Annotated in this window: 13 protein-coding genes; 12 read left to right on the top strand and 1 reads right to left on the bottom strand. The window is 52.7% G+C overall.

Going from position 1 to position 16,997, the window contains the following annotated elements:
* Positions 1 to 24 precede the first annotated feature (24 nt).
* The 10 genes from LQ229_RS00460 to LQ229_RS00415 all read left to right on the top strand — a co-directional run bounded on the left by LQ229_RS00460 (position 25) and on the right by LQ229_RS00415 (position 13,022).
* Positions 25 to 5,127, top strand: a complete 5,103-nt coding sequence (locus tag LQ229_RS00460; RefSeq protein ID WP_230190671.1) for a glycerophosphodiester phosphodiesterase family protein — start codon at positions 25 to 27, stop codon at positions 5,125 to 5,127.
* Between the two features lie 181 nt (positions 5,128 to 5,308).
* Positions 5,309 to 6,205 carry a sugar ABC transporter permease gene (locus LQ229_RS00455; protein ID WP_230190670.1) on the top strand — a complete coding sequence of 299 codons (897 nt, stop codon included), beginning with the start codon at positions 5,309 to 5,311 and terminating at the stop codon, positions 6,203 to 6,205.
* A gap of 17 nt (positions 6,206 to 6,222) precedes the next feature.
* Positions 6,223 to 7,035 (top strand): carbohydrate ABC transporter permease, encoded by an 813-nt coding sequence (locus LQ229_RS00450; protein ID WP_216539469.1) that lies wholly within the window; start codon positions 6,223 to 6,225, stop codon positions 7,033 to 7,035.
* A gap of 22 nt (positions 7,036 to 7,057) precedes the next feature.
* Positions 7,058 to 7,810: an MBL fold metallo-hydrolase gene (locus tag LQ229_RS00445; RefSeq protein WP_230190669.1), complete on the top strand. Its 753-nt coding sequence runs from the start codon at positions 7,058 to 7,060 to the stop codon at positions 7,808 to 7,810.
* Between the two features lie 25 nt (positions 7,811 to 7,835).
* Positions 7,836 to 8,612 carry an HAD-IIA family hydrolase gene (locus tag LQ229_RS00440; RefSeq protein ID WP_216539473.1) on the top strand — a complete coding sequence of 259 codons (777 nt, stop codon included), beginning with the start codon at positions 7,836 to 7,838 and terminating at the stop codon, positions 8,610 to 8,612.
* A 4-nt stretch (positions 8,613 to 8,616) separates the two neighbouring features.
* A complete protein-coding gene (locus LQ229_RS00435) occupies positions 8,617 to 9,222 on the top strand; it encodes a glycerol-3-phosphate responsive antiterminator (protein WP_216539474.1) in 606 nt (201 codons plus the stop codon).
* Between the two features lie 120 nt (positions 9,223 to 9,342).
* Positions 9,343 to 10,050: an MgtC/SapB family protein gene (locus LQ229_RS00430; protein ID WP_216539476.1), complete on the top strand. Its 708-nt coding sequence runs from the start codon at positions 9,343 to 9,345 to the stop codon at positions 10,048 to 10,050.
* A 385-nt stretch (positions 10,051 to 10,435) separates the two neighbouring features.
* The gene (locus LQ229_RS00425) at positions 10,436 to 10,978 is read left to right on the top strand and encodes a sigma-70 family RNA polymerase sigma factor (RefSeq protein WP_230190668.1); all 543 of its coding nucleotides are present in this window, start codon (positions 10,436 to 10,438) and stop codon (positions 10,976 to 10,978) included.
* A complete protein-coding gene (locus LQ229_RS00420; RefSeq protein WP_216539479.1) occupies positions 10,954 to 12,441 on the top strand; it encodes a DUF4179 domain-containing protein in 1,488 nt (495 codons plus the stop codon). The genes LQ229_RS00425 and LQ229_RS00420 overlap by 25 nt, the downstream gene beginning before the upstream one ends.
* A 38-nt stretch (positions 12,442 to 12,479) precedes the next feature.
* The gene (locus tag LQ229_RS00415; RefSeq protein WP_216539480.1) at positions 12,480 to 13,022 is read left to right on the top strand and encodes a phosphoribosyltransferase family protein; all 543 of its coding nucleotides are present in this window, start codon (positions 12,480 to 12,482) and stop codon (positions 13,020 to 13,022) included.
* Positions 13,023 to 13,558: 536 nt separating this feature from the next.
* Here LQ229_RS00415 and LQ229_RS00410 read toward each other — a convergent pair.
* Positions 13,559 to 14,806, bottom strand: coding sequence for an MFS transporter (locus LQ229_RS00410; RefSeq protein ID WP_230190667.1), 1,248 nt, complete (start codon positions 14,804 to 14,806; stop codon positions 13,559 to 13,561).
* A gap of 178 nt (positions 14,807 to 14,984) precedes the next feature.
* On the opposite strand from LQ229_RS00410, the gene hemE reads away from it, so the two are divergent.
* Complete coding sequence (gene hemE, locus LQ229_RS00405; protein ID WP_216537806.1) at positions 14,985 to 16,031, top strand: uroporphyrinogen decarboxylase; 1,047 nt, start codon at positions 14,985 to 14,987, stop codon at positions 16,029 to 16,031.
* Between the two features lie 16 nt (positions 16,032 to 16,047).
* Complete coding sequence (hemH, locus tag LQ229_RS00400; RefSeq protein ID WP_230190666.1) at positions 16,048 to 16,995, top strand: ferrochelatase; 948 nt, start codon at positions 16,048 to 16,050, stop codon at positions 16,993 to 16,995.
* Positions 16,996 to 16,997 lie beyond the last annotated feature (2 nt).

The raw sequence follows: 16,997 nt of genomic DNA, 5'->3' as shown, positions 1-16,997 counted from the left end.
TAACGCAAGGGAGTGAGCAATGGAATGAATAACAGGCTCCGCCAAGTCTGCAAACCTATCGTTTTTGCGTTAATGATGTCTATGATTTCCGGGTTGCTCGGGTTTGACCGGTTTGCGGTCATTCCCGCAGCCCATGCGGAAGAGGTTCAATCCGGACAAGAAGCGGCCGAATCGGCGGCGGAGACAGGCAGCGGCTCGGATAGCGAATCTGGCAGCGAATCTGAGAGTGAAGCAGATAATGAGACGGATAACGGAACCGCGCAGGAGGAATGGAAGGAGCAGCTTGGCGAGACGGATACGCCCGACGAAGATCGGTATCGCTTCGTGTCAGTTACCGAAACGGCGTATGGGCCGGAATTATTCGTTACCGAGCTTCACCCGAACAACAAGGGAACGGACGATTACGAGTTTTTCGAAATATACAACAATTCGGATGTGCCGCTGCGCATCGGAGCGGAGTCGGCGCTGTTGGGGGAAGCCGAGTATTACATCATGTATCGCTATCCAAGCGCAGGCACGTCCGACAATACGTTCGAGCATTTTACGCCCGTAACGATCGAGCCGCAAACGGCGCATGTGTTCTGGGTGAATCCGAAGGCGAAGACGCTGGCGGAATTCAACGAGTTGCATGGCGTGGAATTGTCTTCCGAACAAGTGACGGAAGTTCGGATCAACGGTACCGAAGGTTTTTCCAATACAGCCGATCGCGCCGTAGCCGTCTTTAACAAAAAAACAGGGCTTGCCGTCTCTCAAGCTTCCTATGCTGCCGGTTCGGATATTGCCGACGGGCTTGGCGTTCATTATCAAGTTCCGCGGAACGGCGATATTCATCAACTGAAGTATTGGACCAAGGCGCCGGCCACGCCGGGGGAAGTGTTTCCTTGGCAAATCCCGCCGCAGGCGGTAACGCCACCGGAAGAGAACGGGCCTGCCGATCCGCTGCCGAAAGTGCTCATCTCCCAGTTTATGTACGATGCGCCGAGCGCCGATGACGGCAAGGAATATATCGTCATCAAGAACTATGAGGATATGCCGGTCGATATTGGCGGATACATGATCGGCGACGGCGTCAATCAGGGAAGCGGCGAAGGAATGGCCGCCTTCCCGCCGGGGACGACGATCGAGCCCGGTCAGGAAATCGTGATTGCCCAGTCGGGCAAGCTGTTTAAGCAAACGTACGGCGTCATACCGGATTTTGAATTTCCATGGATCGGGGCATACAGGCCGGAAGACGATCCCGACGTGCCGGATATGATGGCGACGGATTGGTCCAAAGGCGTCGTTCAGCTTGGCAATTCCGGCGACAAAATATTGCTGATGGACAGGGAGTATCATGCGGTCGATTTTATTACATATAAAGTCGACAAAGTGTTTCGCGGCATTTTCTACAAGGCGATTACGGCAATCGCCGACGGCAACGGCAATGCGATACATCGGGTAAGCATGACGGGGGATCCGTCGGCCGATTTCGCGGCGAAGAAGCCTTCGCTTCCGGATAGGCCCTTGCCCGTCCCGGTAAGCGATACGCTGCTGATTACGGAAGTGATGTATACGCCGAATTACGACGAACCGTTGTACGAATATGTGGAACTGACGAATATTTCGGACCGTACGATGGATATAAGCGGGTACTATTTGGGGGATAAGGAAATCGAAGGATCTTCCTCCTCGGAAGGCATGTTCAACTTCCCGGACGGAACCTGGATCGAACCGTACCAAGCGCTGGTTATCGCGAAAAACGCCAAGGGCTTTGAGGAGCTCTACGGCAGGAAGGCCGATTTCGAACTGGACGGTTCCGATCCGTCCGTTCCGGATATGATTCCGAATTGCGACTGGGGTTGCGGAAACATGCAATTCGGAAATAACGGCGACGAAGTGCTGCTTCTGGATGCGGACAAAAACCTTATCGATGCCGTTGTATATAAGGCAGGGAAGTATCTCGGCATCAAGCCGCATGCCGGCGTCATGCTGAAGGGCTACTCCCTTGAGCGTGTCAACGCACGGGACACGAAGAGCACCGCGGCCGATTTTACGGAACAACCGAACCCGACGCCCGGCATGCTGCTGTTCGGACCGAACGGAAGACCTGATCTGATTCCGGAGCCCGGTTTGAAAGACAGTGTGCTGAAGGCGAGCGAGCCAGCTACGGCTCTCGTGGCGGGACCGACCTTGATCGACGCGGGCAGCGAGTTGTCGAATCCGTTGCCGCAGAACGTGCCTTCGTTCCTGTTGACGGTAAGCATGGACGAAGGCGGCACCTTGTTTGCAAGGAATCGGAATACGGAGCTTTCCGCGGCGCTGGATTTCCTCGATAACAAGGCGATCCCCGTGCTGGAACTTGACGACAACCGATTGATCCAGCCGGTGCATGATCTGCTTGAACGGCGTAATGCAACCGATGTAATCATTGTTTCGCCGGACTGGAACATCGTGCGCAAGATGAGAGCGCTCCAGCCCGAATACCGGGGAGCCGTTCGGTTCGATAACCGCGAGTTGAATCGGGAGCAGTTGAAGCAGATTGTCCTGTCGGTTCGGCGCAGTACGGGAATGATTGCCTTGATCGACCACCGCGCGTTGACGCAGGAATCGATGCAATATTTGCGCAATCGGACTATCACGGTTTGGGGGTACGGCTCCGGTACGGAATTCGACGCCCATCGCTTGATTGCGCTCGGCGCGGCCGGCATCGAAGCGCTGCATTCGTCGGATGCCGTTCAAGCGCTGCGGCAGTATGACGCCGAGAACAGCATCTCCCAGTCGCCGCTTATCGTCGCGCATCGGGGCCTAAACGCTCTGGCTCCCGAGAACACGATACCGGCCTTCGAACTGGCGGTGGAAGCGGGCATCGAGTTGATCGAGCTGGATATTCATCTAACAAAAGACGGCAAACTCGTCATTGTGCATGACTTTAGCGTGGACCGTACGACCGACGGATCGGGCAAAGTCAGAGATTTGACGCTGGAACAACTGAAGCTGCTTCAGGCGAACAAGACGGATAACGCCGATTGGCAGGAAGCTTACGATCGTTATCCCGACGCGAAAGTGCCAACGCTTGACGAAGTATTGGAGTTTGCGAAAGGTAAAAATGTCGTGCTGGAATTGGAGTTGAAAGGAATCGGCATCGAGGAGCAGGTGGTGGAGCACATCTTGCGGCATGATATGGCGGCGGACGTATACGTCACCAGCTTCAGCCTCGATTTGCTGAAGAAGGTTGCGGAGCTCAGCCCCGACATCGGGCTTACGCTGATTACGTCCGACCGCGGGCCGACGGAACAAGAGACGATGATGCAATATGTGGAGAAAATGGCCGCGATGCATGTATCGCTTGGCATGTCCCAAATGTCCGGGGTGAATTCGCAGGAATGGATCAACTATGCCAAGCATCGGGGGATCCCGCTGATCGCGTCGACCTACAATACGAAAAGCAGCATCAATCAAATGGTCCGCAAAGGAGCGACCACCATACTGACCGATTACGCTCATTGGATGAAAGAAGTTCCCGTCGCGGTTCAGCCGGTTGCGGAACAATACCGAATCGCAGTAGGGGAATCGGTTACGCCGCAAACGTTCGCCGCGGGCGTAACGACCAGAACGGGAACGTCGATTCCGGTATCCGGCGGCATCCGGGTTATCGGATCCGATGACGGCGTCGTTGCCGTACAGAACGACCAAACGGCGTCCGCCCTTAAGCCGGGTACGGCTATGTTGCAAATCTATTATGATTTCCGGCCGTTTCAAACTCCGGTGGACGGGGATCCCGCTTTGCTGGACGATGTTTGGCGCATCTATTCGAATCCGATCGCTTTAACGGTGACAGATAAGGATGCTCCGCCCGAACCGCCAACGCCGGCGCCGATCATTCTTTCGCTCGGATTAACGCCGGGCACCGGGAATTCGACGACAAGAGTAACGGGATTGCAATCCGGCTCGAGCTATCGATATTTCAAAGGAAGCGCGGGATCGCGGACGCGTCCGAACGCAGGCGACGAACCTTCCGCCTATAAGGATTCGCTTACCGGCGCGACGAATATTCGCGCAGCGGCGGGGGATCGCCTGTTCATCGTCAGACTGGATGCGAACGGCAAAATCGCCGAATGGGCGGATTTGGCCGTGGAAGCGAGACATTTGCGCCGGGACGCTTCTCCGGGCACGCCGTCGCCATCGACGTCGTCGTCCGGACGGACGCCTGATTCGCCGCCGCCGGAGCAACCGAAGCCGCCTGTGGAGGAGCAAGAGCCGGAACTGAATAGTTCGCAAGGCGTGAGCAAGCTCGATCCGGCGAAGCTCCGGGAAGCGAAACGAATGATAGAGCAATTTGCGCAAGCATCGCAAGCCGAGCTTACGCCGCTTGCGGAACCGTTTCGGTTTGAGCCGCCGGGCCAAGGCGGATTAACCGTGAAGATCGAGGCGGACGCGTTACCGCAAGGCATTCCGGTCGGGTTATATCAAATTCGCAGCGACGGGAAACTGGCCTACGTCGGCGGCGTATTGGCAGGTCATACTTTGACGGCCGAATTGAAGGAAGCGGGTACGTATGCGGTGCTGGCATACAATAAAACATTCGCCGACGTACGGAGCGATCATTGGGCGTTTGCGGCGGTGCGCCAATTAAGCGCGATGCAGGTTGTCGCCGGAAGGAATGCGGCCGAGTTCGCCCCGAACGGCGCTGTGACGCGCGCCGAATTAACGGCGATGCTGGTTCGCGCCATCGGACTTCAGGCGGAAGGAAGCCCTAGCTTCTCCGATGTGCCGGCGGAAGCATGGTATGCCGGCGCGGTCGCTGTCGCGGAACAAGCGGGAATCGCGTCCGGCTACGGTGACGGTACGTTCGCCCCGGACGAATTCGTGACACGGGAACAGATGGCCGCATTGCTTGTAAAAGCCTATGTGCGCATTTCCAAAGATGCGACCGGCTCGGGGGAACCGATTCCTTATCTTGACTTGGATCAAACGAGCGCTTGGGCGCTGGACTATATTATCGCCGCGCATGCGCTCGGATTGCTGCACGGGCGGGATCGCGAACAGTTCGTACCGCTTGCGCATAGCACGCGGGCGGAAGCGGCGCAAGCGATTTACAATTTGCTCGGAACGAGAGAAAGAGCGGCGATTATCGATCAACATGATTGAACTGTGGAATTAATAACAACTTCATTTAATCGGCTAGAGACGATGAGAAGCCACAGTTGCATGTTTGATTCCTTTCCATAACAGGAAGCGTATCATAATGCACTTGGCTTCTTTGTTTTGCTGCAAAGACTTTTTGAACTCGCATTTAATATTACTACACACATCGAAATGGGGGATTGGGTTGACTCAACGAACAATTGGCAACCGAGGGAAAATCAATTGGAAACAAAACGGCTTCGCCTACGCCTTACTGCTGCCTTCCCTAATATTTTTGGCGTTATTTACGTTTTATCCGGTAGGGAAATCGATCTATTTAAGCTTCTTTTCTTCCAATTTGAACGCTCAAAACTTTGTCGGCTTCGATCAGTACGTACAAGTATTTCAGGACAATATTTTTTGGAAAGTAATCGGGAACAACCTGATCGTAGCGATCGGAACGGTTCCGGTCAGCATCTTTCTCGCGGTATATATGGCGATTTGGCTCAACAATAAAATGAAGGGGGACAGCTTCCTTCGAGCCTCTTTCTTCTACCCTACCATTATACCGATGATCGCGATCGCCAACATTTGGCTTTTTATCTATACGCCGGACTACGGATTGCTGGACAAATTTTTAGGGTTTTTCGGCATATCGGGCGCGAACTGGCTCGGCGATCCGAACTGGGTGCTTGTCGCCATGATTCTTATGATCATCTGGAAGGAAACCGGATTTTTTATGATTTTTTATTTGGCAGGCTTGCAAAATTTGCCCGGGGAAGTGTACGAGGCGGTTCGAATCGAAGGGGCGCGGCCGTTTCAAATTTTCCGCAAAATTACGTTTCCGCTATTAATGCCGACCACCTTATTCGTCATGATTATCGCAATTACAAACTCTTTCAAAATGGTGGACCATCTGTACATTATGACGAAGGGCGGTCCCGATAATGCGAGCAATTTGCTGTTATTTCATATCTATGAAACCGCATTCAGCTTCTGGGATATGGGCAGAGCGTCGGTGCTTACGGTGATTCTGCTCGTCATTCTGCTCGGCATATCGATTTTCAATTACGCATATTTAGATAAACGGATTCATTATTAGAAGGGGATGAAATAGGAATGTATCGAATCGTCAATCGCATTGTCATCATCGTGTTAGGAATTGTCTTCCTCGTCCCGCTCGTATGGACGGCATTTACTTCTTTCACTCCTTCCAGTGAAGTGATCATTAAATCGAATCCGTTCTTTTTAACGAATCCGACGTTCGACAACTACGTCGAGGCGTGGAACACGATTCCTTTTACGCAATATTATTTTAATACGCTTATTATCGTCGTCGGCATTTTGGCCGTTCAGCTGTTTACGGTGACGCTCGCGGCATACGCATTCGCCCGCCTGACGTTCATCGGGCAAGGCGTCGTGTTTATATTGTTCCTGACGCAAATTATGATACCGCCGGATATTTTGATTTTCCCGAACTATACGATTATGAAAGAACTCGGGCTCGTCGATACGAAGCTGGCGATCATGCTTCCTTACTGGGCTTCTGCATTTGGAGTATTCCAGCTTAGACAGACGTTCAAGCAAATACCGATGGATCTCGACGAAGCGTCCAGAGTCGACGGCAGCAGATGGTGGCAGACGTTATGGCATGTTTATTTGCCTGCCGCGAAACCGACGTATGTCGCCTTCGGATTGATCTCCGTCAGTACGCACTGGAGCAATTTCATGTGGCCGCTCGTCATTACCAACTCGGTGGAAACGAGACCGTTAACGGTTGGAATCGCGATCTTCGCCCAATCGTTCGAGACCGGGGCGCAATGGGGCACGGTGACGGCCGCGACGCTCATGGTTGTGCTGCCGATCTTGATCGCATTTTTGTTTTTTCAAAAACAATTCGTCGAGAGCTTCATGCACTCCGGCATAAAGTAACCGACCAAAGCAGGTGACGAAAATGGAACTGATTTTGATGGGAACGGCATGCGCGGCATGCGGCGTCGATCGCGACAACACCTATTTGCTGTTTCGGGATGCATCCGGATCGACGTTGGTCGACGTCGGCGGCAATCCGCTCGGCAAATTGAAGAAGCTCGATATAACGACGGGCGAGATCAAACGCATTATTTTCACTCATTTTCATACCGATCACGTGTATGGGCTTCCTTCGCTGCTATGGGGAATGTGGATGGACGGGCGCGCCGAGGCGCTTGACATCTATTGCGCTTCGGCGTGCGAAGCGACGCTCCGCGGATGGCTCGAGGCGCTGCAAACCGGTACGTGGCCGATCTTGTTCGACATTCGCATTCATACGTTCGATTGGGAACGGCCTGCGGAAATTTGCCGCGGGGGCGATCTCGCAATTTCCTCGTTTCCGAGCTTGCATGCCGGGCCGACCGTCGGTTTGAAAATCGCTTATAAGGATCGGACGATCGTATACTCTGCGGATACGATGTTGAATGCATCGATCAACGAAGTTCCCCGCGTCGACCTGCTCGTACACGAGGCGACGACGGCTCGGGAGCCGCTGCCTTTCCACAGCAGCCTGCAGGGAGTGGCCGGCTATTACGACATGGGCCATATCGACCGCATCGTGCTGGTGCATGTGACGGATCGGGAGCCTTACGAGGAAGTGCTGGAGGAGTTGCCGGAGGAGAAACGTGCGAAAATTTCGATCGCCTCCGATTTGCAGGTTTTTAGCTTCGATTAATATGGCATAGAGAGGTAGAGGACAAGTGGATCATTTTTCCGGATATATATTCGATTTGGATGGGACGATTTATTTGGGCGATCACGCGATTGACGGCGCGGTAGAGACGATCCGCCGTTTGCAGCAATCAGGCAAAAAATTGCTGTTTCTAACGAACAAAACGATCGATTCGCGTGAAAATTACGTAACCAAGCTGAATAAAATGGGGATTAACGTGACGCTCGACAATTTGTTGAACCCTACTGTTGTCACAATTCATTATTTACAAGACAATTATAACAATGCTAAAGTTTATGTCATAGGCGAGGACATGATTAAAGAAGAGTTCAAGCGCAACGGCATCCGTTTCGCTAGTACGCCCGAGGATACCGATATCGTCGTCCTGTCATGGGATCGCCAATTTCATTACGATCATTTGAACTTCGCTTACCAGGCGATCAAACGAGGCGCGATTCCGATCGCCACGAATCCCGATCGGACTTGTCCGGTTCCGGAAGGAGACGTCCCGGATTGCGGCGGCATGATCGGCGCGGTGGAAGGGACGACCGGGAAAAGGGTGGAGACGATTATCGGGAAGCCGTCTGTTTTGATGGCGCTTACAGCGTTGGACATTTTGCAGTTGGAAGCGAAAGACTGCTTAATGGTAGGGGACCGAATCGAAACGGACGTATTGATGGGAAAACAAGCGGGCATGAACACCGCTCTAGTTATGACAGGGGTTACACAGCACGAAGACGTCGCATCCGCAGCGGTGAAGCCCGATTATATATTGGATACGGTCTTCGATATCGTTAAGAGGTGAAAAAATGAGAGGAAATACTGCGGGCATTCACGGTCTCGCTTACGGATTGAAGCATAAACCGGTCATTACCTCATTGGTCAATAAGGATGAATTGCCGAGCATACTGGAATCCACTTCAAATATCGTATTTATATTAAAGGCGGATATTTTTACGATCGGTTCGATTGTGGAGCAAATACGCGACGCGGGCAAGCTGTCGTTCGTTCATTTCGATTTGCTCGAAGGCATCGGCAAGGATAAGATGGGCGTCGTTTTTATGGCAGAGCATATCGGCATCGACGGCATTGTGACGACGAAAGGCTCCATCATTTCCGAAGCGAAAAAATGCGGACTGATGACGGTTCAGCGCCTGTTCGTCTTCGACTCGGTCTCGCTGGACAACGGCATCAAAATGACGAAGAGCTCGCAGCCGGATGCGATCGAAGTGCTGCCGGGAATGGTTTGCAGCCAAATTATGGGGCGAATCCAGGAGGAACTGAACGTTCCTGTGATCGCCGGAGGATTGATGAAAGATTTGGACGATCTCAAAGCGGCCTTGAATAGCGGCGCAATCGGTATTTCCACATCAAGCAAGGAGTTATGGCGTTGGCAAGATTCGCAAATGAAGTGAATATCGTTGTCGGAAGGGAAAGAACATGGAGAAACCCCTAAGTGACGGCGCGTTGTTTCGGCACGCGTATGCACTTGGGGTTTTTTTATTTTTGTACACGGGAAAAAGGGAGGGCTGTAGATGCCGGTCATTGAGTTGGATATCGGTACGATGATTTTTAGGTTAGTGCTCGCCGCAATATTGGGCGGGATTGTCGGTTGGGAGCGGGAGCGAAGGCATAAGCAAGCGGGCTTCAAAACGCATTTGCTCGTTTCCCTCGGCTCGGCGCTCATTATGCTGACATCCATATACGGATTCAGTTCCGAATTGCTGAATCACCCGAACGCCAGATTCGACCCGGCCCGGTTGTCGGCGCAGGTCGTCAGCGGTATCGGGTTTCTCGGGGCCGGCGCGATTCTGCGCCGATCCAATCATATGATTTCGGGACTAACGACCGCAGCCACATTATGGCTGGTTGCCGGAATCGGGCTGAGCGTCGGGTCGGGATTTTATTTGCCCGCGATCGTGACGACGGTAATTATTCTGCTTAGTATTATGGTGCTTAGCAAAATCGAATCGAAGTTTTTGTTTTCCAGCAAGTCCGGCACGCTGAAAATTACGCTATTCGATCGGCCGGTCAAGCTGCATGAATTGACGAGCATGTTGAAGGACGCGAATATGACCGTTGAGCAGATGATTGTCGTCGACGAGACGAACGATGAGAACAATAAAAAGGTGTCGCTCGAATTCCGGGTGCATTCCTCGAGGGGCAAAGTGATGCCGGACTTGCTGGAACGGATCTGGAAGGTCGACGGCGTCAAAGAAGTGAAAATGAACTGGAAAGGGTAGCTGCTTGCAGGACTGTCCAAAGTCGATTGACTTTTGGAGAGTCCTTTTTTCGCACGGCGTAGAAACCCTGATTGGTGCGGAGTGTGAAAGGCTGTCGATGAAATGTACATACATACACAAATCGAAATATGAGCTCTAATCCTCTAAGCGAAAGGGTGCGCGATCGATCGATTGCGAGTTTTATGCTAACACAGTATCGCACCCCGAGGGATTATGCCGAACGAGCCGTATATCATATTTTTGCCGATATATTTATGGTGCGCCAAAACCGTTTGGCCGTCTCGGCAGTCTAAAGATATAAGCAAAGTGTTTCAGGAGGACGATTGGAGCGATCATCTCTCCATGCAAAAATAAGGGGAAGTGGAACGAATGGCGGGAGGAAACAATGGATCGGAGTGAATGGATGCGCCGGGCGCAGCGGGGAGACGATGAAGCGTTTTACGAACTGATCAACAGCGACAGGGAACGTTTATACCGGATCGCCTATCGTTATTTGCGGAATGAGGACGATGTGCTGGAAGCGATTCAGGAGATGACTTACCGCGCTTACAAACAGTTGCGGAAACTGAAGCGGCCGGAATATGTCTCGACATGGCTCATCCGCATTTTGATCAATTATTGCATCTACGAACAGAAGAGGCGGCGGAGGGTGCTGCCGATTTTAGAACCGTTGCCGGATGAGCGCGCGTCAGCGATGGATTTGAGCGGGCTCGGGATCGAACTTGCCGTCGAGCGGTTGGAGCTGAAATACCGGCAAATTATTTTGTTAAAATATTACCATGATTTGACGATCGGAGAAATTGCCCGCATTCTAGAACGTCCCGAAGGCACGGTAAAAACTTGGCTGAACAAGGCGTTAAGAAGCTTGCGCGGAACGATGGGAACGGAGGTGGATGGCGAACCATGTTGGAACGGAAAGAGCGAATGAACCCCGAGAGCGAAGAGCGGACAGGTGGACGGAAAACGGAAGCTCCGTTTCGGGACGAAGAGCGTTTGTTGGCGGCAGCGAGAGAGATGGAACCCGAGATTCCTGTTCCGGAACATAAATTTGAGGCCCATGTTCGCAGCGGAATCGCCCGCGCGCGGCGATCGAAGCGGAAGCGGCTGCGGGTTGTATGGGGAACGGCGGCTGCATGCCTGTTGCTGCTGCTCGTTCCGGTTACGATGAGCGTATCGCCGGCCTTTGCGGCATTGGTGAGCGAACTGCCGGGCGTGAGCACATTGATGCAATGGTTTAGCGGCGATCGCGGACTGCAAAATGCGGTGCAGAACGACTTGATTCAACCGATCGGGGTGACGGACGAACATGATGGCGTTTCGTTTACCGTTGACGGGATTCTCGCAGACGAATCGCGTCTGATCGTTTTTTATACGCTGCAAAGTCCGGAAGGTCTTGAGGAACGACTCGTTCCGTCGTTGCATACGGGGAACGGCGGGGATTTGGAGTACGTGTCAAAGTATAGCGATCCGAATAACCTGCGCGAACATCGCGGCGGTCGAACGAAGGAAAACGGGTATATCGACTTTAGTTTGCCGGTGGGACAGCAGTTGCCGGAACGATTGATCGTGAAGTTTCGACCGGAGGCCCGGAAGGAGATACTGGAGCCGCCGGGGTTTAGCGGTGCGGGCCGTATGTCTGAAGCAGGATTGGAGGAGGTAGACCGGTCCATTTCCTGGGAAGTCGCGTTCACCGTCGACCGCGCCCGATTCGAGTCGATGAAGCAAACATATCTGCTGAATGAGACGGTGTCTTTGCAAGGACAAAAAATCACATTTCGTCATGCTGTCGTTTACCCGACGCGCGTGCAAATCGAGGTGGAATTCGACGAATCCAACGAGCAGCAAATATTCGGTTTCGGGGATATCGAATTGGTTGACGAGACAGGCGCCCGATTGCGGGAAATGGGAGCGGAGCTTGGAACGAATCGGCAAGTGCTCGATTTCGAGAGCCCTTATTTTACGATGCCCGAACATCTGAAAGTCCAAGGAGCGTTTGTGCGCGCTTTGGATAAATCGCAACTTGAAGCGGTTGTCGATACCGAGACGAAACAAATGATCAAAGCGCCCGACGGACGCATTCAATTGGAAAAAGTGGAGTCCATCGACGAAGATATCGTCATGCTGCAGTTTGTTATGAAAGGAGTGGAGTCCGGCGATCTGAAGGGCTATGTTCCGTTTGCGCCGGAATTTACGGACGGTTCCGGACGGCGGTTTAAAGAGCAGGAGAAATTCGGGAAAGTGTCATGGTCGGCCAGTTCCGCGGAGTTGGAGGAAGGAGTGCAGCGTTTCTATATGTATATTCCGAACGAGAAATACGTCCAGCCGCTTTCCTTCACGATTACCGAATATCCGGGTTTACTTCGCGAACCGTTTGAAGTTACAATCAGATGAGACGAATTTGATTACAGAACGACAAGGAGTGTTATCCATTGACCCGAACATATACGCTTGAAGTCGCCGGAATAACGCGGGAACTTCCGATCGTCGCCGTGAACAGGGAGCTTGCTATCGCCAGCTTCGTTATTTTGGGCGATACGGAAATGGTGTGCGCCGCCGCGCCCGCCCTCGCGGAGAAGCTGCCGCCGGTCGATTTGCTGATTACGGCGGAGGCGAAAGGGATTCCGCTAATATTCGAAATTTCGAGATTGTTAAATATGAAGAAATATATCGTTGCCCGCAAAAGCGTTAAGCCGTATATGGATGCGCCGCTCGTGGGCGAGGTCGTTTCGATCACGACGCAGAAGAAGCAAACGCTTTGTCTGGACCGGGCGGATGCGGAGGAAATGGCCGGCAAGCGGATCGCGATCATCGACGACGTGATCAGCAGCGGCGAATCGATCCGGGCGATCGAGCAACTGGTGGTCAAGGCTGGAGGAACGGTGGCGGCGAAAGCGGCTATATTGGCAGAAGGCGACGCCGCGGACAGGGACGATATTATTTACCTTTCGCATTTGCCTCTGTTTACTCCGTAAACGGATAGATAATACAAAGCTGCGGCCTTAGGGGCTGCAGCTTTATACATATAGGCCTGCGCGGACCGACGATCCTCTATTTTTGCCAAACCGCGCCGAGTTGGCCTCAAATTAGGCAATAGCGGAATGTGTGTCCCCGAACAGGCCATTAACGCCTGTTTTGGGCAAATAGAACACAAACCCGACTTTTTTTTGTATGAAATTTCGAACATAATCGACGGACTGAACTCACACGCCGCTCGTTTTGTATGATATTTCGGCTACATTTTGTCATCCCTATGCCGAGTCATCATCCCAACCCGGTTTAAATTTAATGCAACGCCATTGGCAAATAGAGGAACGTATGTCCGCGTCACCTGCCGGAAGGTGGCGATATATCACAATGTTAGCGCACCACACTCGCGTATCACAGCACCATCACACCGCACCGCAACGTTTCGCACCGCTACGCATCGCAACGTGACTCACCGCATCAACCTGCCGCGGCATGCTTAGTACCTGCCGCCCAATCAGATCGAATGATTCGACCCCACCCGTCACCCCTCCTTCGCCATCCTATGTTTCCCGTACAGCGTCATGCGAACCCAGATGACGTTTAGCAGCAGGAACACGCCGGACATAATAAAGATGCCCTGGATGCCGATCCAGCCGGACAACGCTCCGGCGACGATCGGGCCGACCATATTGCCGAGGCTCAGCGTGCTGCTGTTAAAGCTGTATGCCCGGCTTTCCATCCCGTCCGGCGTATATTTGCGGATGAGCGAATTGACCGTCGGAAGCAGCCCGCCCATAAAGACGCCGAGCAGGAAGCGGACGATCAACAGCTGCCAGACGGCCCCGACGAAGGCCTGCGGAATAATCGTCACGGCCGCGCCGATCAAGGAGAAGGTCAATATTCTATGCGCCCCGATTTTATCGCTCCATCTGCCAAGCAGCGGCGAGGCTACCATGTTGGACATCCCGGTAATCGAGCTGACAAAGCCGGCGAGCAGCGCGAGATTTTCTTTCGAGCCGTGCAATTGCTGCACATAGATCGGAATCAAAGGAGCGGGTCCCTGCATCGCGAATTGAATGAGAAACGTAACCGCCAACAATGCCATCAAAGGCTTCACTTTGCTGAGCTGGGCAAATCCCGCCATCACCGATATTTGCGGTTTATGCGCCGCTTTCTCGCGGTCGAACGATTCTTTTACCGTCAATAGAGCCAATAATGAGGCTAGAGACAAAAGCGCCCCCGTTATGTAAAAGATCGGACGATAGCCGACGGCATCCGCGAGCGCCCCGCCGATAAACGGGCCGAGAATGGTGCCGGAGACCGCGCCGGATTGCATAATGCCCATCGCGAAGCCCATCTTCTCCTTCGGAGTCGTGGCCGAAACGAGCGAGATCGCGGCGGGATTGAATCCGGAAATCGTTCCGTTGAGCATGCGCAGAATGAGCAGGTGCAACGGCGTTTGCGCAAATCCCATGAGCACCATAACGAAGGACATGCCGAATCCGGACCGGAGCAGCATAATTTTGCGCCCGTATTTATCCGCCAATTTCCCCCACAGCGGTTGAAATATAAATGAAGTAAAAAAATTGCCCGCAAAAATAATACCGGACCATACCCCGATTTCATGCAAATCGGTCAGCCCGAGATCTTCCTGCAAATATAAAGATAAAAACGGCATAATCATCGTCATCCCAGCCATGACGAGAAATTGCCCGAACCATAATACGATCAAATTGAGCTTCCATCTTTGCAAAGTGACCGCCACTTCCTTTCCGTGTTGACTGATCATGACGATAATTATATTATATCACAGTCTGCGACTTCATCTTTCCAAGGCGTTTGTGATATCCGTCACAAGATTGTCAAAGGAAGCAGGCTTATTCATGTTGTTGGGGGATCGGAAAATAGGCATAATGTATTTTAGGGAAATGGTACGAGGTGCAAAATAAAGAAAAGAGGTACGACGAATGGCTTATAACGATCGATTTATTCGCGCTTGCGGCAAACAAACGGTGGATAAAATTCCGGTATGGTACATGCGTCAGGCCGGCAGATACGATCCAGACTATCGTAAAATCAAAGAAAAATACAGCTTGCTCGAAATATGCCGCCAGCCTGAACTGGCCGCGGAAGTTACGCTAATGCCCGTCCACAAATTAGGCGTCGACGCGGCGATACTATACTCCGACATTATGAATCCGGTTGCTTCGCTAGGCGTTGATTTTGATATTGTAGCCAATATCGGACCTGTCATACATAATCCGATTCGTTCGGCGCAGGATGTCGCCAATTTACGGCCGATCGATGTGGAAGGAGATTTGGGACATGTCATCGAGACGATACGCATATTGGATCGAGAACTCCAAGTCCCGCTCATTACGTTCGCCGGCGCTCCGTTTACGATTGCCAGTTATTTGATCGAAGGGCGCCCGTCCCGGAATTATATTCGTACGAAAGAAATGATGTACGGCGCGCCGGACATTTGGTTTGCGCTCATGGACAAGCTCGGCGATATGGTGATCCAATACTTGCGGGCGCATGTCGCCGCGGGCGGCAAAGCGTTCCAATTGTTCGACAGTTGGGTCGGCGCATTGGCTCCGCATGATTTCGAGCGTTATGTTTTGCCGACGATTACCCGGATTTTTACGGAATTGCAGCATTTGGACGTGCCGAAAATTTATTTTCCGGGCGTCAGCTCGGGCGAATTGCTTCCGTCCTTGCGGAAGCTTGAGGCCGACGTGATCGGGCTGGATTGGCGCGTGTCGATTCGGGAAGGGCGGCGGAGATTGGACAACCGGTTTGCCGTGCAAGGCAATTTGGATCCGCTCGTCTTAACCGCGCCTCAATCTGTCATCGAAGAGCATGCGCGGAACATTATCGATCAAGGCGTCGAGCAGCCGGGATTTATTTTCAATCTGGGTCATGGCTTGTTCCCGGAAGCGTCCTTGGACAAATTGCGGGAACTGACGGCATATGTTCATACTTATTCGGAAACGGCTTTGAAACAAAACTAAAGAAAGAGGGATGGAAATGGCGCATACGAAAATCGGCGTACTGGTAATGTCGTACGGCACACCGGAAAGCATGGATCGGATCGAAGATTACTATACTCATATTCGGCACGGAAATAAGCCTTCCCCCGAGCAGCTGCAGGAGCTAACGGACCGTTATGAAGCGATCGTAGGCGGCGTTTTTCCGTTAAGGGAAAATACGGACAAGCAAGTTGCGGCTTTGGAGGAAACGTTAAACCGCGGGCGGGGGGAAGGAGACGTACAATTCGTTTGCTACCAGGGCTTGAAACATGCCAGTCCGTTTATTGAAGACGGCGTGGAGCGCATGGTGAAGGACGGTATTCGCGAGGCGGTTGGCGTCGTGCTTGCGCCGCATTATTCGGTCATGAGCGTAGGGGCGTACAACCAGCGGGCCCAGACGAAGGCGGACGAACTCGGATTGAAAATATCGTTCGTGAAGAGCTATCACGACCATCCGAAGCTGATCGAAGCGCTGACGCGGCGGGTCGAACATTCATTGCAGCAATTCGAGCGGCAAGGGGAGGCGCGCGATCAAGTTCGCGTCCTGTTCAGCGCACATAGTTTGCCGGAGAAAATTGTCGAGATGGGCGACCCCTATCCGGAGCAGCTATTGGAAACGTCCCGCCTCATCGCGGATCGAGTCGGGTTGCCGCAATGGCAGTTTACGTGGCAAAGCGCCGGAAGAACGGCAACGCCGTGGCTCGGTCCGGACGTGCTTGATACGATGAGCGCGCTCGCCAAGGAGGGGACGAAAAACATTCTCGTTGCCCCGATCGGGTTCGTCTCCGACCATTTGGAAGTGCTGTACGATCTTGATATCGAAGCGCAGGCAATGGCAAAAGAGTTAGGCATCAAATTTGCGCGGACGGAGTCTTTGAACACCGATCCGTTATATATGGAGACGTTGGCCGATGTTGTAAGGCAGCAATGGGAAGGGAATGAGTAGAC

The sequence above is a fragment of the Paenibacillus sp. CECT 9249 genome (genome assembly GCF_918697855.1).
Classification (GTDB): Bacteria; Bacillota; Bacilli; order Paenibacillales; family Paenibacillaceae; genus MSJ-34.
Note: the sequence above shows the minus strand (reverse complement) of the source record. Positions and strands in the feature narration are given on the sequence as shown.

Excerpts from the sequence above, each read along its gene's own strand:
- LQ229_RS00425 (WP_230190668.1), top strand. The coding sequence starts at position 10,436 with ATGGATCGGAGTGAATGGATGCGCCGGGCGCAGCGGGGAGACGATGAA.
- hemH (WP_230190666.1), top strand. The coding sequence starts at position 16,048 with ATGGCGCATACGAAAATCGGCGTACTGGTAATGTCGTACGGCACACCG.
- LQ229_RS00430 (WP_216539476.1), top strand. The coding sequence starts at position 9,343 with ATGCCGGTCATTGAGTTGGATATCGGTACGATGATTTTTAGGTTAGTG.
- LQ229_RS00450 (WP_216539469.1), top strand. The coding sequence starts at position 6,223 with ATGTATCGAATCGTCAATCGCATTGTCATCATCGTGTTAGGAATTGTC.
- LQ229_RS00410 (WP_230190667.1), bottom strand. The coding sequence starts at position 14,806 with ATGATCAGTCAACACGGAAAGGAAGTGGCGGTCACTTTGCAAAGATGG.
- LQ229_RS00420 (WP_216539479.1), top strand. The coding sequence starts at position 10,954 with ATGTTGGAACGGAAAGAGCGAATGAACCCCGAGAGCGAAGAGCGGACA.
- LQ229_RS00435 (WP_216539474.1), top strand. The coding sequence starts at position 8,617 with ATGAGAGGAAATACTGCGGGCATTCACGGTCTCGCTTACGGATTGAAG.
- LQ229_RS00460 (WP_230190671.1), top strand. The coding sequence starts at position 25 with ATGAATAACAGGCTCCGCCAAGTCTGCAAACCTATCGTTTTTGCGTTA.
- LQ229_RS00445 (WP_230190669.1), top strand. The coding sequence starts at position 7,058 with ATGGAACTGATTTTGATGGGAACGGCATGCGCGGCATGCGGCGTCGAT.
- hemE (WP_216537806.1), top strand. The coding sequence starts at position 14,985 with ATGGCTTATAACGATCGATTTATTCGCGCTTGCGGCAAACAAACGGTG.